The organism is Pradoshia sp. TA40_28, from assembly GCF_059694525.1.
The window spans coordinates 210931-236823 of sequence record NZ_JCATZO010000006.1; the positions used below are offsets into that span (position 1 = coordinate 210931).

The window sequence follows — 25893 nt, forward strand, 5'->3', positions numbered from 1 at the left end:
TATCTTTCTAAGATTTATTTAGGACATCTTATCGTGCTCCACGTCCAGCTCCTTTAAAAATACCAACCCTCTTTTCTTAAAAGGATAGAATGCAACTACACCGCAAAAGGATAGGATTAGATATTAATTACCACTACCAATAATCCACCCGCTTACTTACTTTAAAGGGCACTATATACCATACTGATTTTTAGTAAATTATTTACTTGATATCCTTTTTAAAGATTAAGATTATTTCTATTAATTATCATGCAGATTCCATTTAGAATACAAAAAAAGCCAGTCTTAGACCGGCTTTTTCTGTCGATTATTATAGGCTGCTGCTTCGCTAAAAGGGCTTATTCTACTTCCCCTTCAAAACGAATCAATGGGCAAGTGGTCCAATCATAATTCTGCACTTCTTCCCACGTTTTGAAATAAGCCTGTAGTGATTCAGTGATCATTAAATTGCAATATTCATCTTTTTCGTGGAAGACAAAAATAGGTTTACCAATTGCATAAGCTAATCCAATCTCAAACATGGTTCCAGAATCAGTTTCATCATAGATCGCGAAAATGAAATCAGCATCTTTTACATTGTCTACATCATTTTTAAAAACGACATCTCTCCAAGGCTGCGTATTATACACATAATCTTTATATTGATGTTCTCTTGGACTAAATACTTCGAAGCCCATATTTCGTAGTACTTCTTCTGCTTTCGATAGTCGTTGTGCCTGATTATCATTAAACCAACCACTTGCTAAATAAATCTTTTTGCCTTTTAAGTTCATGTTGTCCCCCGAATAGTTATTATATTAACAGAGGAATTATATTTTAATACGAAACAAATAACAAGCATGGGCCCGCTATTAATTTAAATAAAATATTGGCAATCGTTATTCTTTAGTTTATTTAATTTTCTATCTAATAATAAATAAAACTCGCAATAATATAGTAAACATAAAGTAAATAACTAATTGTGACTAAGCAAATCGAACAAATATTGATTAATCTTGAATGTCCTTTTCTTTTAATGTGACGATAGATAAGCAAGAAAAGAAGTAGAATAATCAATTCTACAGAAAATGTTAGATAGTAATAGTCTCTTATAGACTCTCCTCCTCCAATGTACATACCTGTACCTACTAGAGAAATGCCTACAAATCCATAGATCCCCATCATATTTTCCAGCTTACTATTCGTCACATTTACCGTTTGAATGGGAAAGAACGCTATACCTAATACCATGAGACTTATCAAAATATCAAGTAAAAATACTAGCACGATTGAATCTCCTCTTCTTTACTCATTACATTTTAATAGTATATCGGCATTTCCAAAACTTTCAAATTTTATTAAAAATTTACTTGAAAAATTCAGAATAATCATAGATAATCAAATTATTGATAGTGTCACTATCAAAAAGCATCAAGGGGGATGATTTCATGTCAAATTCAATACCTACGCATTGGGATAAAGAAGTAGATGTTATTGTTTTAGGGACTGGTGGTGCTGCATTGACAGCTGCTGTGGCCGCTTCTGAAAGCGGTTCCAATATTCTTGTGTTAGAAAAAACCCATCAAATCGGGGGTACAACTGCTTTTTCAGGTGGAGTTCCTTGGATTCCCTTAAACCCTTACATGAAAGAAAAAGGATTCGAAGATAACCGTGAGGATGCTATTACCTACATCAAACGCTTAGCACTTGGCCGAGCGGATGATCATATGATTGAAACGTTTGTAGATAAGGGCCATGAGATCATTACATTTTTACGTGACCATACGCCCGTTAAATTTGTTTCTCCAAACTCCTATCCGGAATATTATGCCCGTATGGATGAGGCGTTAAAACACGGAACACGTTCCATGGATCCTGCACCATTTGATTTAAACGAAATTGGCGAATGGGGTCCGTTAGTACGTCAAAATCCTCTCTTCCCTCCTTTAACATTAGAAGAAGGTGGTGCGGTTGGAGGAATTGACTTCCAGTTAGTTGCAGACCGAATGCAAAATAATATTGTCACTATGGGTCGTTCATTAATTGCTTCTCTATTTAAAGCCTGTTTGGATCGTGGGGTAGAAACCATAATTGAAACAGCTGGTAAAGAATTAATTATGGATGAGGATGGACAGCGAGTTATCGGGATTGTCGCTGAAACAAAAGATGGTGAAGTTTTACGTTTTCACGCAAGCAAAGGAGTTATTCTTGCATCTGGCGGATTTGAATGGAACAAGCAATTAGTCAAAGCCTTCTTAAAAGCAGAGTTCACTCATCCAGTCACACCTCCTGGCAACGAAGGAGACGCACTGATGATGGCTATGAAGGCTGGTGCAGCGCTTGAAAATATGAGTGAAGCATGGTGGTACCCAGCAATGGTGGATCCAACATTTGAATATGAAGATAATGTAATGGCGCAGCTCGGTGGGGGTCGTAATGGTCCAAATTCTATTATCGTCAATAAATATGGACGTCGATTCGTACATGAAGGAACAACCTATAACGATATGCCAAGAGCATTCTTTAATTATGATCCAGTAAAAGTCGAGTTTCCAAACAAAGGACCAAACTGGATGATTTTCGATCAACAACTAAAAGATAGCCAACTAATCATTACAATGGCGCCTGGTGAGTCTGCACCGGAATGGGTGGACCAAGCGGATTCCATCCGTGGACTGGCAGAAATAATCGGTGTCGACCCGGATGGTCTGGAAGATGAGATCCGCAAGTGGAACGACTATTGCGAGCAAGGGGCAGATCCTGATTTCCACCGCGGTACCATTCAGTTTGAAGCTTTAACAAATGGCGGAGGAAGTCCTGAAAACAATCTAGGAAAAATTGAAAAAGGTCCATTTTATGCATTACCTATCTATTTAGGGGCGCTCGGTACGAATGGCGGACCTAAAATCAATGAAAATGGACAAGTGGTTAATTTTAAAGGGGAACCAATTAAAGGATTATATGCTGCCGGTAATGCTTCAGGCAATCCGCTTGGTCCTATTTATCCGAGTGCCGGTGGAACGATCGGACCAGCTATGGTATTTGGATTCTTAGCAGGACAACACGCAGCCAATTCATAACAGAACATGTAAATAGAGGCTTCATTATAGTTAAGATTTTTGTGGTAATGAGGCAATGAAGCGAATAAGCTATACCATTAAAACCAATCTAAACAGAAACGGGAAGGTGCAAAAATGCCACAAGGAACACATACAGTAGAATTACCACTAGATATTCAAACAATTTGGGAGTTTGTTCATGACATGAATAACTGGGCTCCACTTGTACCGGGATATATTGATCATGAGATCTTAAGCGAACGCCAATCTACCTGGGCTTTCAAGGGTGACTTAGGATTTATGAAAAAAACAGTTAAGCTGCAAATTGATATTAAAGAATGGAACGAGCCTTCTGAAGTCATTTTTGATTTAAAAGGCTTGTCCGATAACTTTAATGGCGGAGGCTATTTCCGTGCTGAAGTCATTGATGAAAGGACAACAAAAATGTCAGGCCATCTTGATATCACTGCTGGCGGAATGATGAGTGCAATGGTAAACCAAATTTTAACCAAATTTGTCCCACAAACAGCACAAGAACTGACAGGCGCGATTGCAGAAAAACTACTTGAGATCAATACAGTAAAATAAAGAGAAAAGCGGTCATTTCAGCGTGGACTGCCCCTAAAAATAGTTTCTGGGCAGCTCACAGCATGTGACCGCTTATTTATTGTTTCCCATTTTTTAAATATGATAGGATAATATCCTTTACGATTAGTAAATTTTCCTTTTTAGGGGAAGGGATAAAAACATCTTCTGGTATTAAAGAATATAAAGAATATTTCTTTACAGCCGTTCCAAACATATTCATAATCGTACTTACTACCATTTCATTCGTTTGCGAAAGCTGTATGCTTCCATCACTCTTACCTTCATTAATAATCGTAAAAATAATACCGCTAATCTTCCCATACGCCTTATGTATTTCTTCTAACAGTCCCACTTCAATAGGCATAAAGGCAATATACACTTCAAAAGCTTCCAACAGCTTAGATGAAGTCCTATTTTCTTCATTAATATAGTTAACATAAGCAGTTAACACATCATCCATCTTTTCTATTCCTATTTTCTTCGATTTACTAATTTCTTCAAAAATAGGTACTTGTTGTTCTATTACTTCCTTTATAACTTCGATAATCAAATGCTCTTTCTTTGGAAAATAACGAAATAGCGTGGCTACCCCTACATTAGATTCATCTGCAATCTTTTGCATGGTTGTCTTTTCAAACCCGTGCTCAGCAAATAACACTCTCGCAGCTTGAATCATCCTTTTTCGTCTTTCGATTTTTTTATCCATTTTATCACCTACTACAAAACATTATACTACTTTATCAAAAAGAAGCAGTTAGCTTGATAAAAGTAATAGGAAAATAAGTTATCATCCACTGTGATAAATTTAATACCATAACCTTCATATTATAATTTAACATCAGCTTTCTTAACATTCACCCATTTATAATCGTTGCTTTATTATTTATAGATTTATTATTTTCCAATTTCGTACTTTGATAACTAAAAGATCTTTTCAACGGAATAGATGAGATTGTAATAGCCGCAATAAGTGCCGGAATGGAAAATACAAGAAAACTTGCATAGACGGGGAAAGATCCGGACAATAAATATCCTCCTAATGATGGTCCTATAATCGCTCCGATCCTGCCAACACTCAAGGCTGTCCCTAATGCAGTTGAACGCATATGTGGTGGATAGAATGATGAATTAAAAGCATTATTCAAATTCTGGGCACCGATTGAAGCAGCACCGGCAAACGCCGTCAGCATATAGAGAACCCATGTATCCGGGTTAAACCCCAGCATGATCAAACACACACCGCCAACTGCATATAAGACAGAGAGTACTTTTTTTGACCCGATTCGGTCAGCCATATACCCTCCTGTTATTGATCCAATAATGGCACCAATATTTAAACTCAATAGGAACAAAAGACTTGATGTTAATTCATATCCTGCTGAAATCATCATTTGCGGCAGCCAAGTACTTAATCCGTAAACGAGTAGGAGTCCCATAAAACACGTCGTCCAAAAAAGGATCGTTGCCACCCCGCGCCCTTCTTTAAATAATTGTGTAACAGGCATCCCTTCAGATTCCATATTAGCTACTAATACATCCTCGTTCCTCGGGATATAAGAAGGATTTAACCGATGTAATAGCTGCTTTGCTTCCTCATCCTTTTCTTCTTTCACATAAAAATAAATGGATTCCGGTAATGTTTTGATCATCAGAGGAAGCAGGAGCAAAGGAAGCGCACCAATGAAGAACATCCATTGCCAGCCCAAATTCGGTATGACCCAAATGCCGAATACAGATACGATTATACCGCCGATTGAATAACCGCTAAACATGATGCCTACCATGATATTCCTGATTCTTTTTGGGGAAAATTCAGACGTCAGCGTGACTAAGAGCGGCGGGAGGCCACCAAGTCCGATTCCAGCTAGGAATCGAACAATCGTGAAGACGATGATTGAATCCGTCAATCCAGTGAGCAAGGTAAACACACTGAACATTGCCACACAAACGATTAAGACTTTTTTACGGCCAATCTTATCAGCCGCCATACCGCACAGGAGTGAGCCGATTAAACTCCCCACCAATGTTAATGAACTAATAACCCCCAACAAGGTTGTGCTAACTTGCCATTCTTCTTTTAAAGCAGAAATAACAGAACCGAATACAACCAAATCATACCCATCAAAGAGAATCAGGCAAATACACCAAAACAAAACGGTTGCATGCACTTTGTTAAATCGACTAGAATCAATTACATCCATTACCCGTATTTTATTCATCATTATCATTCCTTCTATAAAAACTATCAATTAGGTCTAACCCTATGTAGTTAATTTCTTCTATTTGTTCCTCACTGCACACCGCACACGCATAATGAGGATGAACGTCAATATGTGTGACAGCAGCCTCTGACATGCGGCCATGGTCTACTACAGTACCATCTCCCTTCACCGTAATTCTTTTCAAATCTGCTTGAAAGCCTATTCCCAAATACTTTATATAGCTTTCCTTTGCTGTCCATAACCAGTAAAATGAATGGCTATCCTCGAGAGAATAAGTAATTTTTTCCTCGAAGCTCCAAATGCTTTTGAATAAGCTATACTCTCTATCTTCCCGCTTCTCAATATCAATTCCGACGGAGTTCTGGCCAATTATGCACACTGCGTATTGACCGGCATGCGAAATATTGAAATGGCGCTCGTTACCCGCCACTTCATATTTCCCGTATTCATTCACGGTAAAGACAAGATTGGAAACATCCATTTTTAATTGCTTGGCAAGTATCATATTTGTTAAAGCATGGGCAATAAGTGAGCGAATCTGATCTTCGCGTCTTTTCAGCCGACAGATTTTCTCCCTCGTAATGCTGTCAATGGTTTGTAGCAGATGATTGAACAGTTCATCTCCAATTGGCTCGAGTGCAGTTACATACACACTAGTCATACTTTTTCTCCTTGAATGACACCTAATCCTGATTTAGCGAAAAAGCTAAAAACAAAGCCTGCCAACAGTAACCCGATTGTTCCTAATAAAGCGAACTTGTAAGTAAGAAGATGATTAAAATAACCTGTCGATAAGGAAAGAAGCAGAGCTACAATCGCTATCCCTGTTGCTGCTCCAATTCGATTCAGCATATTATAAAGCGTAGATGCTTTCCCCATATTCTCATTTGTTACATTGTTAAACGCACTAACTTGAGAACCTATGACCGTATGGCCTAAAAAGATGCCAATACAAAACATGAGAAAGCGTAAAAGCCAAGGATTTGCAGAAGGACCCAACAGAATAATGAAAGTAAAGATGACGATTGTACCCAGCAAACCACCTTGGATGGCTGCTTTCATCCCAATATGCTTAGCTGTTTTCGGTAAAAGCCGTGAAGCAGCCATTAATCCCAATGCTTCCGTAAAGGTGATGAGTGAGCTTTCCAAGGCTGAAGCAGAATAAGTATTCTGATACATTAAAGGAAACAAATACAGCATTCCCATTAACGCGCCCATCGAACTCATCGCAACTAAGCTTAACGAACCAAATAATCGATCTTCATACAACCGCATATCAAGCAGCGGGGCATCAATCGTTAGTTCATATCTATAAAACAGGCCTAACAAAAACAGGCCCACAATCCCAAAGATAACGACCTTTAAAGTAAATCCTTCCGAGGCTATTGCACTTAAAGCCACCATGATAAACGGCAGTCCAATCGCTATCATTGTATATCCTTTTAAATCAAATGTGGTTTGGTATAAATCAAATTCCTTAACCGACATAGTGCCTATGATGACGATTGCCAAACCAATCGGCACATTGATCAAGAACGCCCATTGCCAGGACATCAATTCTGCAAGTACTCCCCCTATCAGAGGACCAACCGCCGGGGCAAAGGCGATTGGCAATACCAAAGATTGTGATAGGTTTTTACGTTCTTTCGGCGGAAATGTACGGAATAACAGCGTCATGCTGACAGGTGTAATGATGCCTCCTGACAAACCTTGCAGAATACGTCCTCCTATTAATGCATGGAAGGATGAGGCCACTCCACATAGGAAAGACGCTACTGTGAAACCAGCTAGAGCGGCAATCAGCACTTTTTTTACTCCAAACCGGTTTGCGAGATAGCCGGCTATAGGCAAGCAAACGGCAACACTGACCAAATAAGCAATGTTAACTCCATTTGTTACATTCGCTGGCACAGCAAAATCCGCAGCAATCGCAGGCAATAGTATATTTACAATGGTTCCATCCATCGAAACCATGAACATGGATACCACATATAACACCATAATCGCTATGCGCTGGGCTTTCACTTTACAGGAACCTCTTCCATTGTTTTACGCAAACTTTTTGGGCGCATATCTTGCCAGTGCTCTTCAATAAATCCCTGACAAACCTTCTTCATCTCCGGACCGAAACAAGCAACCCACCCAGATGGTACAGCAATGACTTCCGGCCATAAAGAATATTGTTCTTCTTCGTTGATCAATACAAGGTATTTGGCATTTTCATTTTCAAATGGATTATACATATTGCTCATTCTCCTTTTTCGGATAATAAAGTATTCTTTAATGTTTGACCGATTTCTGCCAATGGATCCGGTTGGCACATATCCTTATGACGGCAATGAACAGGTTGACTTGTAATAGTACCTTTTATATACGGAGACCAGCTTTCTGCATCCACTTTAGGAATCCATTCCGGCACAACCGTTGATTTAAAGAATAATGCATCGCCATGATATACATTCGCTTTATGTTCCTTTAATCTGCGAATGGAATTTTTGTAGACTTCTTTTAAGTGCACAAACGTATCTTCCGACAAGGAGGCAATCGCACTCCCTTCTTTCTTAAGTTGTTCGATGACAAACTCTTCTGTTACCTCTCTATCCATTTCCGGCTCATAACCGGCCAATGCAAGCAAGGCCACTAACGCTTCTTGCTCTTCGCTTACTTCAAATGGAGGGGTGAAATGCATCGGATAAGCATCCATAATAGCGAGCAACTCCAGTTTGTCGCCTTGCCTTTCAAGCTGCACAGCCATTTCCTGAACAATATTTCCGCCAAGTGACCAGCCTAATAAGCGATACGGTCCCTCAGGTTGTATTTGTTTGATTGACTGAATATAACCAGCTGCCATTTCAGCGATAGATTGCGGCAATTCTTCTGTTTGGCCAATCCCTTTAGCTTGCACTCCATATAAAGCAAAGTGAGAAGGCAATGTTTTTAACAGGCCTGCATAACACCAACTCAAACCACCTGCCGGATGTACACAGAACAATGGCTGCTCTCCTATACGAAGAGGCAGTAATATCCCTAATGCATCAGACTGTTTATCATTTTGAAGCTGATCAGCCAACCCTCTAACAGTCGGCGCTTCAAATAAATGTCCGATACTCACCTCTTTTCCGAATGCTTCCTTAATTCGTCCTATCAATTGCACTGCCAATAAAGAATGACCCCCTAGCTCAAAGAAACTGTCGTGGATTCCGACTTGCGGCAAATTCAGTACATCCTCAAACAATTCACAGAGCAGCTCCTCTTGCGGTGTTTGCGGAAGTGCTTCCGCGTTCACTCTGAATTCCGGCTTCGGCAAGCTCTTCGTATCTAATTTCCCATTAGCCGTTAATGGCATTTCATCAATGGTTGTGAATGTTGATGGGACCATATAATCCGGTAAATCAATTGCAGTAAACTCTCGTATACCTTTAAGATCAATATCATTAGAAACCAAATAGGCTGCCAGGCGGACATCACCAGGAGTATCTTCACGAACCATCACAGCTGCTTGTGCAACGGATGGATGCTTCAGTAATACATGTTCAATTTCACCCAGCTCAATCCGGAACCCGCGGATTTTTACTTGATGGTCAATACGCCCAATATAATCAAGGGCGCCATCCTTCGTCCAACGCGCCAGATCTCCTGTGCGATACATCCGGCTTCCGTTATCACCAAATGGATTGGCGATGAACCTCTCTGCTGTGAGAACTCTGCGCCCGAGATATCCACGTGCCAGGCCCTCACCCGCAACATACATTTCCCCGATTACACCTGGTGGAACCGGCTTCAATTGTGCGTCCAACACATAAATAGTTAAATCCGGTATGGCGATACCAATCAAACTGCTTGCGTTAATCTCAAGGCTTTCTTTCTGTAATGCAACATAACTAACATGCACAGTCGTTTCCGTAATCCCATACATATTGACTAATACAGGAGCCGTATCATCATGGCGGCTGTACCAATCCTTTAGGCGCGGCAAATCCAATGCCTCTCCGCCATAAATGACATACCTCAATGAGAATTCCTGACTGAGTTTCTCATTTTCCTTATCGGCCTGCATCAATTGATAAAAAGCAGATGGTGTTTGATTTAAGACGGTCACTTTCTCATCCGCGAGCAATTGTAAAAAGTCCTTTGGTGAGCGGCTTACTTCATATGGCACAATGACCAGCTCTCCACCATTCAATAGAGCTCCCCAGATTTCCCATACCGAAAAATCAAAGGCATAGGAATGGAAAAGTGTCCATACATCCTGCTCATTAAAATGGAACCACTGATCCGTCGCGTGAAGGAGTCGAATGACATTTTGATGCGGCACAATCACCCCTTTAGGGCGGCCGGTCGATCCAGATGTATAAATAATATAGGCTGTATTTAATGGCCAAAGTGAAACCAGGCGTTCCTCATTTGCCACATTTGTCCCATCATAATCTTCTAAAGAGAGTTGATTTAGGTAAATTTTATTTACCTGATTGATTTTAATTGAAAGGCTTTCTTCATTTCGAGCAATGAGACAAACAGGTTTTGCATCCTCTAAAATGAACTCAATCCTCTCTTTTGGATAAGCTGGATCAATTGGCACATAGGCCGCTCCCGTCTTCAAAACAGCCAAAATGGTAATAAGTATGTCCATTGATCGAGGCAATAATAATGCTACATATGATTCAGCTTGCACACCTTGGTCAATCAAATAACGTGCTAGCTGATTGGATTTTCTGTTCAGTTTCTCATATGTAAGTGATTCACCCCGATAAACCGCTGCTATACGATGAGAAAATTCTTCAGCCCTCGCTTCAAACAGATCAATAATCGTTGCTTTCGGAGATTCGATTGAAGCGTCATTCCACTCATAAATCGTTTGCTGATACTCTCTCTCCGTGATGATGTTCAATTCATCAACCGTAGGATTTTGTTTTAATTGGGCAAGAACCATCTCATATCGGCGCATGAGTAATCGAATGGTATCTTCATCATATAAATCCGTTCGGAACTCTAGTCTGGCCTCAATGCCGTTTGCTCTCTCTTGGTCAAACAACTCACGCATTTCAATGCTCAAATCAAATTTTGCTGAACCTACCATATGTAAATCGATTTGTGCTTCATTCTCATCTAGTTTAATGGAGGGCATTGGTGTGTTCTGCAGGGCAAACATAATTTGAAATAATGGATGGCGAGAAGCCATACGAGGAGGGTTAACCTCTTCTACGATCCGATCAAGCGGGATATGCTGATGCTCGTATGCCTCTACACTTGTTTTCTTCACACGCCTGATTAATTCTGCAAAGGTTGGATTACCACTTGTATTCGTCCGCATGACAACGGTGTTGATAAACATCCCGATTAATTCAAGCGCCTCTTCTTTTTCACGTCCGGCAATTGGGCTGCCGAGAACTATGTCTTCTCCTGCACCCAGCTTTGTTGCAAGCGCCGCGAATGCTGCTTGAAGAACCATATAAAGCGTTACATGATGTTCTTTTGCGATTAATTTCAACTCGTTATGTAATCGCTCATTGATAGTGTACGTAAAGGATTGTCCACTTACTTTTACCGAAGGTTGACGTTTCCTGTCCCGGATTAAATCTATTTCTTCCGGTATGCCTCTCAACTGGTTCGACCAATAGTTCAATTCACGTTGAATGAAATCTCCGCGATTCAGTTTCTTCAATTGCCATAACGCCAAATCATGGTATTGATAGGGTAATGGAGGCAATGGTCCATCATGATAAGCCTTTTGCAAATCCTCTGTAAATGTCGCTAATGACCAGCCGTCTGAACTGATGTGATGCATATTAACAACCACAATCTGTTCATTAATAATCGTTACTTTAAAGCCTGGTTCATACTGCAAGTCAAATGAATACTGGACAGCATCATGAATCGCTTGCTGTTCTTCGTCTCTTGATACATATTTGAGATCAACGGCGGCAGGCTCTTTTGTAATGAATTGATAGGGAACCCCATCTACTGCAGGATATCTTGTCCGCAAGATTGCATGCCGATTAACAACATAATCAATCGCCTTCTTAAACTTTTCTAAATGCAAGGGCTGTTTAAATGTAAAGATTAATGGGATGTTATAGGTTGGACTCGGCCCTTCTAACTGATGAATAAACCATAGACTGCGCTGATTATAGGATAAAGGAAGCCTGTCCGTATCGCTTATCACCGCCATATTGGTTTCTACCCGATCCGCCCCCTGGATAGAGTGGGCGAGCTTTTCTACTGTTGTGTTTTCAAATATCAATCCAATTGACAATTCAACTTGAAACTTCTCTCGTATCTTTAAGAGCAATTGCGTGGCCAGGATAGAGTGGCCTCCAAGCGCAAAGAAATCCTCATCAATTCCAACCGGTATAGCTAACACTTCTTCAAACAGCCCACAAAGAACTTGTTCTGTCTCTGTTCTTGGAGTCTTTTTCTTGGTATTGCCTGCCGTAGGTTTAGGCAGCTGACCCCGGTCAATTTTCCCGTTGTTCGTCATTGGCAGGCCAGGAAGTAAAACAAGATGTGCAGGTACCATATAATCTGGTAGCTGTTGCTTTAGTTGATCCAAGATTGATTCCTCATTTACAGAGCCAACCACGTAGGCAACGATTCGCTTATCTCCCGGTACATCTTCACGAACCACAACAACCGTCTGTTCAACTCCTGGCAGAGCAGCCACTTTTGCTTCTATCTCGCCCGTTTCAATTCGAAAGCCGCGAATTTTAATCTGATGATCAGCACGGCTAATATACTGCAATGTTCCATCCTTATTCCATTTCACTAAATCGCCCGTTCGATACATCCGGCTGCCTGGCAACCCGTATGGATTGGCAATAAAACGTTCAGCAGTCAATGAAAATTTACTGTGGTAGCCTCTGGCTACTCCTACACCTGCTATATATAATTCACCGACCGTACCACAAGGGATTGGCTGAAGCATCGGGTCTAACACATATACTTGTGTTTGCATGATTGGCCTTCCTAACGATGGAATTTGCAATACCGGGGGATCAATGGCCATTGTTGTTGACCAAATAGTCGTTTCTGTTGGCCCATACATATTTTGAACATGGGCTCCCGACTCATTCAAGGCATTAGCCAAAGGAATGGACAGGGCCTCTCCTCCGATCAAAACTTGCAGCCCACGCAATGATTGCGGTACATATTGAACAAGCATTTGCCATACAGTAGGCGTTGCCTGCATATGGGTGATTTGGCTTTTTGAAATAATACCTGCCAACTGCAGCGGTTCTTGGACTTCCTGTTTGGATGCCAGTACGACTGTTGAGCCATGCAGCAATGGCAAATAGATTTCTAAAGCAGAGATATCAAAGCAAACGGTCGTGACTGCCAGCCATTTGTGATCGCCATTTAAGCTAAAATGCTGCTGCATGGCCTCTAAAAAGTTCACTAAATGCGGCATCTCAATCACGACACCTTTAGGGTTTCCAGTTGATCCAGATGTGTAAATCATATAAGCCGCTTGGCCAAAGTTCGGGATTGTTCTGAAATAGCGTCCATCATACTGGATATCTGTAACATTGACTAGATTATGTGTGGTTGTAAAAGGAACTTCTTGGCTATTAACAAGAACAACCGGGGGTTTTGCATCTTGGAGCATATAATCCAATCGTTCTGCCGGATAATCCGGATCCAAGGGAATATAAGCTGCCCCTATTTTCAATACTGCTAACATGGATGCAACCATCTCAATAGAACGATTCATACAAATACCGATAAACTGCTCAGGCTCTACCTCCTTCTCCAAAAGAGCTTGAGCAATCCCAGTAGTTAACTGCTCTAATTCTAAATATGTAATGGATCGTTTATTCATTTCAACCGCACTATGATTAGGTGTTCGCTTCACCTGTTGTTCAAACTGTTCATAGACTGATAAGGACTGATTCGTTTCTTGATCATTATTCCATTCAATGAACTGCTGGCTTCGCTCCGCTTCCGTTATGATTGGAATTTCGTATATACAGATATTTGAATATTCCAATAATAAATGAAATAGCTGACCAAATCTCCTTGTATGTTCTTTTACTTCTTCCTCCGTATAACAAAGGCTATTGGCTGCAACATCTAAATGGAATCCATCCCCAGAACCATACAGATTGAAGGTAATATCTTCAACTGGGCCTGTTGCTACTTTTTTGCTATATCCAACGGCAGAGCCAAAAGTGGTTTCATCATAAAATGGCATGAAATTTACTTGTGGTCCATACAATAGTTCATCCGAAGTCAACTTCAAATCACGTCGAAGCTGCTCATGACGGTAGTATTGGTGCTTTCCTACTTTTCTCATTTGCTGCTTTACCTGCATACAAATTTGTTCAAAGGTATCCGTATAATTCACATCAATCCGAAACGGAACAATATTTACCTTAGTACAAGGTACATTCATAGCCTTAGTCCCGACACGTCCCATCATCGGTACATTTAAAACAACTGTTGAAGCAGCCGTTAGCCGTTTTGTGTATACAGCTACTGCCGCTGTAAATAATTGTTGGACATTGACTTTTAATTTTTTCGCCAATTGTTGTGCTTTAATCCATCTATCTGGTTCAATGATCGATTCCTCTAAAATGACTTCGCCAAAATCGGGAGTCGCTTTATCTGCTAACGACACAATCTCTACGCCATTTAGCTGCTCTAGCCAAAATGCCTTATCTTCCCTATACTGATCGGACAATTTATACTGCTGCTCCTCCATAACCACAGCCAAATAATCACCGAATGATTTCAAAAACGGTATATTTTGAATGAAAGCTTCATATCGTTCTGAAATTTGCTGGAATAGGAGCCTGAAGCTGTACGCATCGCTGACTAAGTGATGAATACGTAAATATAAATAATGCTCATCTTCTTCATTAATAGAGAATAAAATAGAACGAACAAAGTCATCTTTTACCAATGACACAACAGTAGAAACATCTTCTTCAATTATTTGCTCCATTTCTACAACTGTCATATTGTCTTTATATTCACATGTATTGGGTATCTCCTCTTTTAGGCTGTGCTTAACTTGCCCATCCTCTTCAAAACACTTGATGTGAAGTGCACTGGCAGACAAAATCGTTTCATTTACCGCTTTTAGCAATAATGGGATATTGATTTCTCCATGGATGCGGATATATTCTGCTGTATTGTATAGAGCACTTTTTGTCTTATGATGGGCATACCAAATCCCTAATGAAGAGTCTGTTAAAGGATAAATGTTCACTGCCAGCATCCCTCCTTACTGAACCGTTATTTTTCTTTGAATAATGCGAAGCCACGCTTCCATTGTTGGCTCTTCGGCTAATTCCATGAAAGTGACTATAATCTGTTGTGAACGAAGATCCTCCGTAATTGACATGAAAGCAATTGAATCGAGTCCAGCATCGGTTAAATCCTCATCATTCTCTATATCTGTCATATCCTCATCCAAATAAGGCAAAATGATTGCATACAATTCTTCTTTTGTCATCGTGACTCCTCATTTCTCTTAGCTTTTTCTTCTATTAGCTGTTGGTTTTTTACGAGTTGCTCACGCAAATCTTTTTTTGATACTTTTCCTAAATGTGTCATCGGGAAACGATCAACAAAAAGAAACTCATCCGGTATTTTATATGTAGCCAATCCACGATCTTTTAGAAATCTTTTCAGTTCTCTTTTCGTTGCCTCATATCCATCTCGCAAGATGATGAATGCACAGCTTTTTTCTCCCATATAATAGTCCGGCTTAGCCACTATGGCAGCATCATGGACTGTGTCGTGTGCAAGCAAATGATTTTCAACCTCTTCAGCAGCAATCTTTTCTCCGCCACGATTAATTTGATCTTTATCGCGACCTTCTACCGTGATGTATCCATCTTTGTCTACAGACACGATGTCTCCGGTCCTATAGTATCCGTCTTTTGTAAAAGCTTTGGTATTATGCTCAGGTGCTTTGTAGTATCCCTGGATAGTATAAGGACCTCGTGTGAGCAGGTGACCCGGCTGACCTACAGGTACTTCCTTATCTTCATCATCAACTACTTTGATTTCATCATACGGGGACATTGGGCACCCTTGTGTATGTATTCTCGTCTCATATGGATCATTTAAGCGAGTATAATTGACTAATCCTTCCGCCATACCAAACACTTGCTGAAGCGTACAGTTAAAAGTGGGTTCCATTCGTTTTGCGGCTTCTGAGCTGAATTTCGATCCGCCGACCAATATAACCTCAAGGCTTGTTAAGTCCTCTTTTCGATTTGGCTTAACGTCAAGCCAGTGCAAAGCAATTGGCGGAACAAGCGGAACCATTGTCACGCGATGCTTCTCAATTAACGGAAAAGCTTCATCTGGACTTGGGGTCAAACTTAATACAATTTTTCCGCCGGCATATAATGTTCCCAGTATTCCGGGAGAACTCATAGGATAATTATGTGAAACAGGCAACACAACAAGAAAAACAGTTTTCTCTGTTACGTTACAGCATTCAATACTCCGTTCAATCGTGTACATATATTCATCATGTGTACGAGGTATCAGTTTCGATAAACCCGTACTTCCGCCAGATAACTGCAAGAAAGCAACATCGCTGCCTAGGATATTCACTTCTTCAAACGGTTCAGCAATAAAAAGGGATGAATAATTGATGAATTCTTGTTCCTTACCGACAACGATCACATGTGATAATGATGATGCTTCCTTTTGTACTTGACGCGCTAATTTGCGGTAATCAAACCCAGTGAAAGTATCCATTACGATATAGGCCTTTGCTTCTGAAAACTCACAGAAATAGTTGATCTCGTTATAGCGATGAGATGGAAGTGCAAAAACAGGCAATGCACCTATAGTAAATAAAGCAAAAACTACTTCCACATATGGAGTGATGTTCGGCAGTTGGACAACCACCCGATCTCCTTGAACAATTCCTAAACGCTGCAAGCCAGCCGCCAGTTGGTTCACTCGTTCATTCAGTTCCTGATAGGTTGTCTCGGTCTCGTCATCTACAACAGCAATATATTGAGCGAATTGTTTACTTCGCTGTTTTAGCATCTGTCCAAACGTCAAACCCTTCCAGCACCCTGTTTGTCTATAAAACTCAACCCTTTCATCTGGCCAAGGTGTAAATCCATCTAACATACAATCCCTCCTGGCATAGTAACATCGACTCCACTTTACTGAGAATGATTATCACTCTCATTGACTTTCTATGCTACTCCTGTTCTTGAAAGCGGTCAATAATTATTCCTATTTTTGTAACTTTATAACTAGAGAAGTAAAAAAATGGACTAAAGCAGATTAAACTTTAGTCCTTTATAAATGCACGAACTAGACGAAAAGATAGATATTTATTTGGTACAAAATAGGTTGTTATACTTATCAATACATAATCAAACAAATACTATTTTTCTATAATTATTTCTTTAAAAAATCCCCAAACAAAATAAAGTGAGGAGCCTTTTGACTCCTCACTTATCCAACCATTTTGTTCTCAACCTATTAATATATGGGATGGCCTAATATCGGACTAGTAACAAAATGAACAAGATGATCAAATTGAAACACGAGCCTCTCCCCCTTCTATTTATCTATACCTAGATAATGATTGGCTACTTGTAAAAATACCCGTCCTAATTGCAGTAGTGCCTGTTCATCAAAATCAAATCGTGGATGATGGTGTGGGAACTGTGTTTCTGTTTTTTCATTAGATGCCCCAACATAAAAAAACGCTCCCGGTCGCTGTTCCAGGTAATAAGCAAAATCCTCTGCCCCAAGGGAAATTTCTTTTTCAACAAAAGCATCTTCAGAAAGCGTTTCTTTTACAATCTTTTCGATTAATAAAGCTTCCTCCTTATGATTGACTAAGACGGGATAACCGTGCGTGTAATCTAATGAATATTCTATTTCGTCAGCCACTGTCATCCCTTCGAGAATGGCACGTATCTCTGTTTCAATTTGTTTACGAACCTCGGAATTCATCGCACGGACGGTTCCTTCCAAAACGGCAGAATCCGCGATAATATTAAAGGCGTTCCCAGCATGAAAGCTCCCCACCGTGACGACAGCCGGTTCAATCGGATTAATCCGTCGACTGACTATTTGTTGCAGATGAGTAACTAATCTGCTTCCATTTGCCACCGCATCAATAGTTTGATGTGGTCGCGCTCCATGTCCGCCTCTTCCCTGCAAAGTAATTTTAAACGCATCAACAGATGCCATGATCGGCCCTGATTTTGTAGCAATCTTTCCGATTGGCAACTCTGTCGCAAGATGACCACCGAAGACAAGATCTACTCCATCCAAAGCGCCATCCTCAATCATAAATTTTGCTCCGCCTGGAGGCTTCTCCTCCGCATGTTGAAATAGGAAAACTACTTTCCCCTTTAATTGATTACGATGATGAATTAAAACTCTTGCAACCGCCAGTAAAGCCGAAGTATGCCCATCGTGTCCACAAGCATGCATGACTCCCTCCATCCTTGATCTATACTCAACACTTTTTTCATCATGAATAGGTAAAGCATCAAAATCAGCTCGGAAGGCAATTGTTTTCCCGGGTTGACTCCCCTCAATGACACCAACTACCCCATTCCCTCCTACCTTTTCCTTCACGTTGATTCCAAAGCTGCGCAGCTTATCTGCAATGAACTTAGCCGTATTGGATTCTTGAAATGATAATTCGGGATGTTGATGTAAATATCTCCTCCATGAAACCATTTCCTCAAAGTTTATTTTTAGTTCTTCATAATATCTTTCTGGCATCTTTACACCTCAATACCTGCCCAAATTTTAATTCCGAGTATTTTTATCATCTTAATTATTAAACATAATTTTACAGTTCACCTAAACATTGCGTCAACAATTAATTCCGATTAATTATCTATGATTTATGTGAATTAATAAAAATTAAAGCTATCTATGCAGGTATAAGGGTCTGAACATACCAATCTACATTAGCTTCCTATTCGTTTTACTTTCAAAATCCCCTATAAAAACACTAACCGATCATTACCTGTATAATTAAGGTAATCGGTAATCTCTGAACTATTCTGTTTTCTAAAAGAAAGGTAGTGGGATATGCATTCGTTCATAAAAGATATCATTGATTCTACAAAGCTACGGTATGGGTTGGATCACTATTATCTAGAAAGATATTCATTCTCTCGAAAATTGAACATTTTAAATAAAACTGAGTATACGCTGTGTATGGAATGGTTTCCCAATCAGGTAACGGAACAAGAGGATGAAGATCTTAATCCTGAAGGGACAGCGGTTATTGACTTTAATATGAATAGCCAAAAATATGAACGTATTATGTTTGTGGGTGGTATATCTTTCGCAAATGGGATCAGATTTGCTGACGTTAATACAGAAACCATCGTAAAATGGATTAAACACGAAACAGGATTAATATATGGAGAGCAGTTTCACCTGCATAAGGAAGAACGTGGAGATTTTCACTTTAAAGCTGGCCTGAATGGGATACCTGTTTCTCCTTCTGGTTATATCGAAGTGAATGTAGACGAAAGCGGTAATCTGATTCTATTTTCTAAACATGGCTTTTTCCCTCCTCAAGAACGAATAAAGAGAGAGGCATACACCCTTTCTTCAGAGAAAATAGAATCCCTGGCGTGGGAGCAATTAAAATTGGTTAAATTCCCATCATCTAAAGATGAGAAACTCATTCCTATATATGGGATAGATGAAATTTATATAACGAATGATGGTTTGTCTACCATTCCAAATGAGTTTACTACAGATAGAGGGACCTTGAATATAAATAAAACGATAGACTGGGATGACCCGATACATAAACCATTTAATAGAAAAGAAATTAATTTAGATTGGGAAGTAACAATTGAACAAGCTTTATCATATGAGCCTAGTCCTGATTCATTCCCAATAACTGAAGCTGAGAGAGAAAAGTGTTTAGAGACAGTCATTGATTTTATGCGTCGGAAGTATTCAGATGATACAGGCAGATGGGTACTTAAAACTTTGATGCGTGAGGAAGGATATATGCATGCTTTATTACGATTAAATCAAGAAGAAGACACTAGTATTTTTCAGAGAAAACTTACGATTATCATCGATGCAAAGAGTCTTCAAGCTATTAACTTTATTGATAACAAACCATTGATTGATCACTTTGGCCAATTACCTTCATCTGAAAAAGTCACTATTAATAAACAGGAAGCTTATCAAAGAATAAAAGATCATTTTGAGCTAACTCCACGTTATGTCTTCGATCCTCAGCAAAAAAAATATAGATTATGCGGCCTATTAGATTGTCATTATGGAATACGTGCATCAAATGGGGAGATTATTCTGCTAGACGATTTGTAAATGAAACTTGTAGGCTTAGCTTCTCTCTAAAATCGAACGAATAAAAAAGACGAATCGTTAAAGATATCTTTGATCTTCAACGATTCGTCTTTTTTCAAATCATTCTTCTCGTAGTTTAACCTAGCATCGAATCAAACAGAAAGGCAGCCAAATATAGCAACTAAATTAATTGCATCGTTGTGATACATGTATTGTCGCCTTTAAAGGTAGAAATGTTAGCTTCCGCTGTTTTTTCACCGTATATTATTTTCACATGAAAAGTCTGATCACGTGGCAACCATATGTCTATAAAGCCATTTTCCAATGATGTCATAGTCTTATCCATAATTACCTGACCATCTTCATCCTGAATAGTTACATCAAAATCTTTATTAGCCAGTTCACCCTGGCAGCCTGTTAAACTATGGATTTCACATGAATGCGTATTTTTCACATAGGGTGCAATGGAAACAAAGAATTCTTCTTCAGAAAGATCATACGACGTCTCCTTATCCTTATTATCTTTGACGATAAGCTCGTCTGATGTTATGGAAGCAGAAACATCTTCAAAACTACCTGCACTATATTCTTGAACCATTTTGCTTAGATCCTGTGTTTCTTTTTTACTTTGCTCCTCTGAATTACATCCCATCAACAAAGAAATGGACCATAAACCAATCATTCCAATTACAATTTTCCTCATCTTTTTCAACTCCTGCGCAGTATCTATACAGGAATATTTTAACATAAAGAGAGATTTATATTTCCGTAATTGTTAACATTTAGAGACAATTAAGGGTTAGAAAAGGGTAGTCATAGATACTCAGTATCAGTAGTCTATGAGGTCAAATATTAAAACAGGGAAGGTACTAAGATCATACTAGTACCTTCCCATCTTTCATTTATCTCCAACTAGCTCTGCCGCTTCATTAGCATTTACCTTGATATCCGTTATATGTTGATATTTATGTGTTAGAATACGTTGAACTGCCTCGTCAATTCTCTCTTCCGAAATCTTACCAGATTGTACGCCATTCAAGATTCCATTAAATACTTTCTTTTGGTTTTCTTCCGTATGGCAAACGAGCAGCATATCCGCACCTGATGCAACGGCCTGACAGCCTAAATCTTCATATGTAAAATATTTATTCACTGCCCCCATTTCCAAATCATCCGTTACAACTATTCCCGTATATCCTAATCTTTCGCGCAACAAATCCTGCATAATAATAGACGATATACTTGCCGGATTTTCCTTATCATAAGCCGGATATTTAATATGAGTGACCATGACAAAAAAATTATCATGATTTAATTCTTCAATCACTTTCTTGAACGGATAGATATCACTATTCTCTAATTCTACTTGATTAACTTCGACAGAAGAAGTGTCTTCATGCGGATCCACACTACTGCGTCCATTACCTGGGAAATGCTTCACTGTTGCAGTGACACCGCCCTCTACTAAACCTCTAATCACTTCACTTCCATACTCTCCAGTTAATTGAGGATCCAGACCAAATGAACGGCTATCCGTTTCAGATAAATCGAGAACCGGAGCAAAATTGATGGTAAAGCCCATCGCTGCTAGCTGTTCACCTGTACGAACCGCTACATTCCTAATTTCTTCTGCATCTCCCTTTTTCCCAAGTACCTGCTGAGAAGGAAGCGTAGAAAATGATTCTCTCATTCTAACAATAGATCCGCCCTCTTGGTCTACACTGAAAGTTAACGGAATTTGAAGGTTCGTTGCATATGCCATATCCTGTAATTGATTCGTTAACTCAGCTACCTGTGAAGGGGTATCCATATTCCGATCGAAAAGGATAACCCCACCTACATGATAATCCTTAATCATTTTCTCAATATGTTCATCTGGATCAGTTGATTGAAATCCCACTACCATCAGTTGCCCAATCTTTTCTTCAAGAGTCATATTTTCGACCATGGACGAAACCTTTTCATCAATAGATCCGGAATCTTGATAATAGCTCACAAACTTTGTCTCATCTTTCTTATTTTGTTCACTGCTATTTTCTGAAACGTAATGACTATTTTTTTCTGTTTTATTTTGCTGATTTAATTTACCTTGATTTGCTGTTTCATGATCCTTTTCTATCATTGTATGATACGCGGCGTAAATGACTCCTCCAACTAATAAAACAGCTATCAAACTCAAAAGAAATCTCTTTAATACATTGTGGTTCTTCTTTGGCTGTTTCATGATTCTGTTTTGGCACTTAGCTTGGAAAGTTTTGCTTTGCTTAAACACCAATTTCCATTTTCCTTCACTAAATACCAGTCCCCTCCCCACTCTTGAACTAAAATTGTGCCATCTTCATTATTATCGTAAGAGGTCATCTCGACATATGCTACGGCTGTGTCGGAATTCACTTCTGTTACATTTAAAACATTTACTTGATCTGCCTGATTAGCTTTCAATCCTTTTGACCAATCACTTAGGGATAGCTCACTACGTTTTTCAGAGGAAAATAAGTTATAGGCCGCTTCGAAATTATCATTAGTAATATTTTGATAATGAGCATAGATAACACTTTCTATTTGGGAAGCTTCCGCCTTTTCGTCTACTTTATCGGATTCTTCCTCAGTACTTTTTTTGTTATCTTCTGCATCGTCTTCCTCAGCACTTGTTTCATTATCTTCTAGATATTCCTCAGGAGCATATAAATCTTCTTCTTCAAAATAAAGTTCAACACCATATATTCCGTCTTTGATAGTGACTGTATCTGATTTGATCGTTTTCTTTCCTGATTTCATTTCAGCATGTACTTTAACCGATCCATCCAGTGCAACAGGGCCTAAAAGGTCTAAATCTTCAAGAGTCTTTTTAGTACTCTTTCCATTTACAAATAGAGTCGCATCCTCTTCATTTGTATAGATCGTGAAGAAATAATCAGACCAATTCAACTTCACGGATGTTGTACGATCTTCTAAACTGGAATCACTAAATGCCATACTCTGTGATACTTTGCCATAGTCCCCATTAATAGTGGCCTTTATTGTATGTTCACCTGGTAAAAATGGACCAAATGTTTTTTCTTGATCTTCAGTTACAGCTCCAATCTCTTCTTCATCCACTTCAATAGTCGTATTTTCATAGTCTGAGATTACATTCACATAGTAAGGCTTAACTTCAATCACATAATGATTGAAAATTCCCCATTTCTTCCCATTTTCTTTAAGATTAGCAATTGCGCTTAATTCAGATGATTTTTCGGAAGAAGTCACTTTGTTTTTATAATAATTAGCTTCTGAATGGAGGTTTGTATATAAGTCTGAGTATACTTTTGGATTATTATGTAGATAGTTAATGAATGTTTCAGTTTGCTTGTCTGTTGCTTTCATCTCCCGCTGTCCATCATTAATATACGTTTTAACCTTATGAATATCTTTGGCATCTATCGCATTGGTAAAGCCCTCAAATACCTTATCAGGAGAATAATATATTTTATCAAAATAATAATAAGTACCAGCCAGTAGTATAAAAGCAATCAAAGCAATTATCCATTTAAGGTTTGTTCGCTTACTTCTACCATGAGAATTACGCGTGTCTCTTTCGGCAGGTTCTGTAATAGTCGAAGTTGTAACCGTTTCTTTTTCAACAGGTTTAGAAACAGTGCCAGACCTTGTAACTGGATTTCCGCACTCTCTGCAAAAATGAGCTTCATCTTTCAATTCAGCCCCACAATTCTTACAATAGCGCATTTTTCTATCACTTCCTTGTTTGTAATTTCAAAATATTTTTTCAACTCATATTATACCTTCCAGAAGTAGATAGATAAACATTTTTAATATATTAAAATAATTATAGTTTGAAATAAAAAACGATTGTTAAGAGGAAAATAAGATGTGAAGGAAGGTTCAATAAAGAAGAGAACACAAAAAAAGCTGCCAATCAAATTACATTGACTGGCAGCCCTTTTTATCTATTCTATCTATTAATAAGGATCAGCCTCATGGCTTTTCTTCACAGCATCTTTTGTTGCTTCCATTGCTGCAGAAGTACCTTGACCAAATCTTGTTTTACCTGCTTCACGACCTGGTACTGTAGATTCTTCTTTCATTTCTGCTAATTCTTTCATCTTCATATCGATGCCTTCTCTTACACGGCGTCCATACTCTTCATCAGCTAAAGTGAAGTGTTCAACCATAGCGTCTTGAATTCGTTTATCACAAATCGCAAGTGCATTAGAAAGGTTTTTAATCAATTCATCGCGTTCCCAATCTTCAAAGCTGCGATATGTCTCACCAGCTTGACCAAAGTTGTTAGGACGATCAATTGGCTCACTCATTACGGCAGCATTATAAGTTGGACGGTGTTGTGGGCGCTCTTCCTTGCTTGCTTCCTGGAATCCGCCAACCATAGATGGCTCATAATTAATATGTGGATTGTCTCCAGATTCTCTTGGATCACGAGTGTCCATTTGACCGCGATGCTGATTAGTGCGAACAGGAACTTTCGGCGCGTTTACTGGTAATTTAAGATAGTTAGGTCCTACACGATAACGCTGTGTATCAGAGTAAGAGAACGTACGTCCTTGCAGCATTTTATCGTCAGAGAAGTCCATACCATCAACAAGAACTCCAGTACCGAAAGCAGCTTGTTCAATTTCAGCATGATAATCGACCGGATTACGATCTAATACCATTTTACCAACCGGTAACCAAGGGAACTTGTCCTCTGGCCATAGTTTTGTATCATCAAGCGGATCAAAATCAAGTTCTGGATGATAGTCATCCTCCATGATTTGTACATATAGCTCCCATTCAGGATATTCTCCGCGTTCAATTGATTCATATAAATCTTGTGTTGCATGAGCAGTTGTTTTAGCTTGGATAGCATCTGCATCTTCCTGAGTCAAGTTGCGGATACCTTGTTTAGGCTCCCAGTGATATTTTACTAGCACTGCCTCGCCTTTATCATTTACCCATTTATATGTGTTTACCCCTGATCCCTGCATGTGGCGGTATGTAGCTGGAATACCCCATGGAGAGAATAAGAATGTAATCATATGGGTTGCTTCTGGTGTACGGGAAACGAAATCAAACATCCTTCTTGGATCTGCTACGTTAGATGCTGGATCCACTTTAAAAGCATGGATCATATCCGGGAATTTCATTGCATCACGGATAAAGAAAATTTTGAGGTTGTTCCCAACCAAATCCCAGTTTCCGTCTTCTGTGTACATTTTTACAGCAAAACCACGTGGATCACGAGCTGTTTCAGGAGAGTCCTTCGATCCTGCTACTGTAGAGAAACGAACTAATAATGGGGTCCGTTTTCCAGCTCCGGAAAATACTTTTGCGCGAGTATATTTTTCTACTGGCTCATCGCCAACTTTTCCATATGTTTCGAAATATCCAAATGCTCCTGCACCACGAGCATGAACGACACGCTCAGGCACTTCCTCACGGTCAAAGTGAGAAATCTTTTCAATAAAGTGATAGTTCTCAAGTGTAGTCGGACCACGATTTCCAACTGTGCGGACATTTTGATTATCCGTTACTGGATGGCCCTGACGAGTTGTCAAAGTCTCGCGTTTCATTTCTTCTTTGTTTGAACCATTCTGATCTTTGTTCTCTGCCATTATGAAAACCCTCCTCATTATTCGTTTTCCTTAATAACCTTGAAAATACAGATTAAAGGATATAATTCTTTTGGAATTAATTTCAATCGATAATTATTACAATCTATCTATTTATTACTATAAATATCATTTAAAAATATTGCAAATGAT

18 protein-coding genes are annotated in these 25893 nt (G+C 39.3%); 3 read left to right on the forward strand and 15 right to left on the reverse strand.

The features are described from left to right. Positions 1-338: 338 nt before the first annotated feature. A complete protein-coding gene (locus tag AC58NB_RS10300) occupies positions 339-773 on the reverse strand; it encodes a nucleoside 2-deoxyribosyltransferase (RefSeq protein WP_497426738.1) in 435 nt (144 codons plus the stop codon). A gap of 133 nt (positions 774-906) precedes the next feature. Beyond that, positions 907-1266 (reverse strand): hypothetical protein, encoded by a 360-nt coding sequence (locus AC58NB_RS10305; RefSeq protein ID WP_497426739.1) that lies wholly within the window; start codon positions 1264-1266, stop codon positions 907-909. Positions 1267-1427: 161 nt separating this feature from the next. Between AC58NB_RS10305 and AC58NB_RS10310 the strand changes: the two genes are divergently transcribed. Both AC58NB_RS10310 and AC58NB_RS10315 read left to right on the forward strand, forming a co-directional pair. Then, entirely contained in the window at positions 1428-3059 is a 1632-nt protein-coding gene (locus tag AC58NB_RS10310) for an FAD-dependent oxidoreductase (protein ID WP_497426740.1), read from the forward strand. Between the two features lie 114 nt (positions 3060-3173). Then, positions 3174-3626, forward strand: coding sequence for an SRPBCC family protein (locus AC58NB_RS10315; RefSeq protein WP_497426741.1), 453 nt, complete (start codon positions 3174-3176; stop codon positions 3624-3626). A 76-nt stretch (positions 3627-3702) separates the two neighbouring features. Here the strand turns inward: AC58NB_RS10315 and AC58NB_RS10320 are convergent, their stop codons facing one another. The 9 genes from AC58NB_RS10320 to AC58NB_RS10360 all read right to left on the reverse strand — a co-directional run bounded on the left by AC58NB_RS10320 (position 3703) and on the right by AC58NB_RS10360 (position 18571). Further along, the gene (locus AC58NB_RS10320) at positions 3703-4332 is read right to left on the reverse strand and encodes a TetR/AcrR family transcriptional regulator (protein ID WP_497426742.1); all 630 of its coding nucleotides are present in this window, start codon (positions 4330-4332) and stop codon (positions 3703-3705) included. A 148-nt stretch (positions 4333-4480) separates the two neighbouring features. Further along, entirely contained in the window at positions 4481-5848 is a 1368-nt protein-coding gene (locus AC58NB_RS10325) for an MFS transporter (RefSeq protein ID WP_497426743.1), read from the reverse strand. Next, entirely contained in the window at positions 5838-6509 is a 672-nt protein-coding gene (locus tag AC58NB_RS10330) for a 4'-phosphopantetheinyl transferase family protein (protein WP_497426744.1), read from the reverse strand. The genes AC58NB_RS10325 and AC58NB_RS10330 overlap by 11 nt, the downstream gene beginning before the upstream one ends. Continuing rightward, entirely contained in the window at positions 6506-7873 is a 1368-nt protein-coding gene (locus AC58NB_RS10335) for a DHA2 family efflux MFS transporter permease subunit (RefSeq protein ID WP_497426745.1), read from the reverse strand. Before AC58NB_RS10335 ends, AC58NB_RS10330 begins: the two co-directional genes overlap by 4 nt. Continuing rightward, positions 7870-8091 (reverse strand): MbtH family protein, encoded by a 222-nt coding sequence (locus AC58NB_RS10340; protein WP_497426746.1) that lies wholly within the window; start codon positions 8089-8091, stop codon positions 7870-7872. The genes AC58NB_RS10335 and AC58NB_RS10340 overlap by 4 nt, the downstream gene beginning before the upstream one ends. Positions 8092-8096: 5 nt before the next feature. Then, positions 8097-15065 (reverse strand): amino acid adenylation domain-containing protein, encoded by a 6969-nt coding sequence (locus tag AC58NB_RS10345; RefSeq protein WP_497426747.1) that lies wholly within the window; start codon positions 15063-15065, stop codon positions 8097-8099. Positions 15066-15071: 6 nt separating this feature from the next. Then, complete coding sequence (locus AC58NB_RS10350; protein ID WP_497426748.1) at positions 15072-15302, reverse strand: phosphopantetheine-binding protein; 231 nt, start codon at positions 15300-15302, stop codon at positions 15072-15074. Beyond that, the gene (locus tag AC58NB_RS10355) at positions 15299-16948 is read right to left on the reverse strand and encodes a (2,3-dihydroxybenzoyl)adenylate synthase (RefSeq protein WP_497426749.1); all 1650 of its coding nucleotides are present in this window, start codon (positions 16946-16948) and stop codon (positions 15299-15301) included. The genes AC58NB_RS10350 and AC58NB_RS10355 overlap by 4 nt, the downstream gene beginning before the upstream one ends. Positions 16949-17389: 441 nt before the next feature. Next, complete coding sequence (locus AC58NB_RS10360) at positions 17390-18571, reverse strand: M20 metallopeptidase family protein (protein ID WP_497426750.1); 1182 nt, start codon at positions 18569-18571, stop codon at positions 17390-17392. Positions 18572-18886: 315 nt separating this feature from the next. On the opposite strand from AC58NB_RS10360, the gene AC58NB_RS10365 reads away from it, so the two are divergent. Further along, positions 18887-20155 carry a hypothetical protein gene (locus AC58NB_RS10365; RefSeq protein WP_497426751.1) on the forward strand — a complete coding sequence of 423 codons (1269 nt, stop codon included), beginning with the start codon at positions 18887-18889 and terminating at the stop codon, positions 20153-20155. 160 nt (positions 20156-20315) lie between these two features. Here AC58NB_RS10365 and AC58NB_RS10370 read toward each other — a convergent pair whose 3' ends face one another. From AC58NB_RS10370 to AC58NB_RS10385, 4 genes are all read right to left on the reverse strand, one after another. After that, the gene (locus AC58NB_RS10370) at positions 20316-20837 is read right to left on the reverse strand and encodes a CueP family metal-binding protein (protein ID WP_497426752.1); all 522 of its coding nucleotides are present in this window, start codon (positions 20835-20837) and stop codon (positions 20316-20318) included. Between the two features lie 195 nt (positions 20838-21032). Next, on the reverse strand, positions 21033-22358 hold the full coding sequence (locus tag AC58NB_RS10375) for a glycoside hydrolase family 3 protein (protein ID WP_497426753.1): 1326 nt from the start codon (positions 22356-22358) through the stop codon (positions 21033-21035). After that, positions 22355-23860, reverse strand: coding sequence for a zinc ribbon domain-containing protein (locus AC58NB_RS10380; RefSeq protein ID WP_497426754.1), 1506 nt, complete (start codon positions 23858-23860; stop codon positions 22355-22357). Before AC58NB_RS10380 ends, AC58NB_RS10375 begins: the two co-directional genes overlap by 4 nt. 233 nt (positions 23861-24093) lie before the next feature. Further along, positions 24094-25743 (reverse strand): catalase, encoded by a 1650-nt coding sequence (locus AC58NB_RS10385; protein ID WP_497426755.1) that lies wholly within the window; start codon positions 25741-25743, stop codon positions 24094-24096. Positions 25744-25893: the final 150 nt, after the last annotated feature.

What these genes read in the sequence shown, in the direction of transcription:
- AC58NB_RS10340 (WP_497426746.1), bottom strand. Translation starts at nt 8,091, where the DNA reads ATGTATAATCCATTTGAAAATGAAAATGCCAAATACCTTGTATTGATC.
- AC58NB_RS10370 (WP_497426752.1), bottom strand. Translation starts at nt 20,837, where the DNA reads ATGAGGAAAATTGTAATTGGAATGATTGGTTTATGGTCCATTTCTTTG.
- AC58NB_RS10360 (WP_497426750.1), bottom strand. Translation starts at nt 18,571, where the DNA reads ATGCCAGAAAGATATTATGAAGAACTAAAAATAAACTTTGAGGAAATG.
- AC58NB_RS10320 (WP_497426742.1), bottom strand. Translation starts at nt 4,332, where the DNA reads ATGGATAAAAAAATCGAAAGACGAAAAAGGATGATTCAAGCTGCGAGA.
- AC58NB_RS10310 (WP_497426740.1), top strand. Translation starts at nt 1,428, where the DNA reads ATGTCAAATTCAATACCTACGCATTGGGATAAAGAAGTAGATGTTATT.
- AC58NB_RS10365 (WP_497426751.1), top strand. Translation starts at nt 18,887, where the DNA reads ATGCATTCGTTCATAAAAGATATCATTGATTCTACAAAGCTACGGTAT.
- AC58NB_RS10345 (WP_497426747.1), bottom strand. Translation starts at nt 15,065, where the DNA reads ATGCTGGCAGTGAACATTTATCCTTTAACAGACTCTTCATTAGGGATT.
- AC58NB_RS10350 (WP_497426748.1), bottom strand. Translation starts at nt 15,302, where the DNA reads ATGACAAAAGAAGAATTGTATGCAATCATTTTGCCTTATTTGGATGAG.
- AC58NB_RS10330 (WP_497426744.1), bottom strand. Translation starts at nt 6,509, where the DNA reads ATGACTAGTGTGTATGTAACTGCACTCGAGCCAATTGGAGATGAACTG.
- AC58NB_RS10325 (WP_497426743.1), bottom strand. Translation starts at nt 5,848, where the DNA reads ATGATGAATAAAATACGGGTAATGGATGTAATTGATTCTAGTCGATTT.
- AC58NB_RS10315 (WP_497426741.1), top strand. Translation starts at nt 3,174, where the DNA reads ATGCCACAAGGAACACATACAGTAGAATTACCACTAGATATTCAAACA.
- AC58NB_RS10375 (WP_497426753.1), bottom strand. Translation starts at nt 22,358, where the DNA reads ATGAAACAGCCAAAGAAGAACCACAATGTATTAAAGAGATTTCTTTTG.
- AC58NB_RS10300 (WP_497426738.1), bottom strand. Translation starts at nt 773, where the DNA reads ATGAACTTAAAAGGCAAAAAGATTTATTTAGCAAGTGGTTGGTTTAAT.
- AC58NB_RS10355 (WP_497426749.1), bottom strand. Translation starts at nt 16,948, where the DNA reads ATGTTAGATGGATTTACACCTTGGCCAGATGAAAGGGTTGAGTTTTAT.
- AC58NB_RS10385 (WP_497426755.1), bottom strand. Translation starts at nt 25,743, where the DNA reads ATGGCAGAGAACAAAGATCAGAATGGTTCAAACAAAGAAGAAATGAAA.
- AC58NB_RS10380 (WP_497426754.1), bottom strand. Translation starts at nt 23,860, where the DNA reads ATGCGCTATTGTAAGAATTGTGGGGCTGAATTGAAAGATGAAGCTCAT.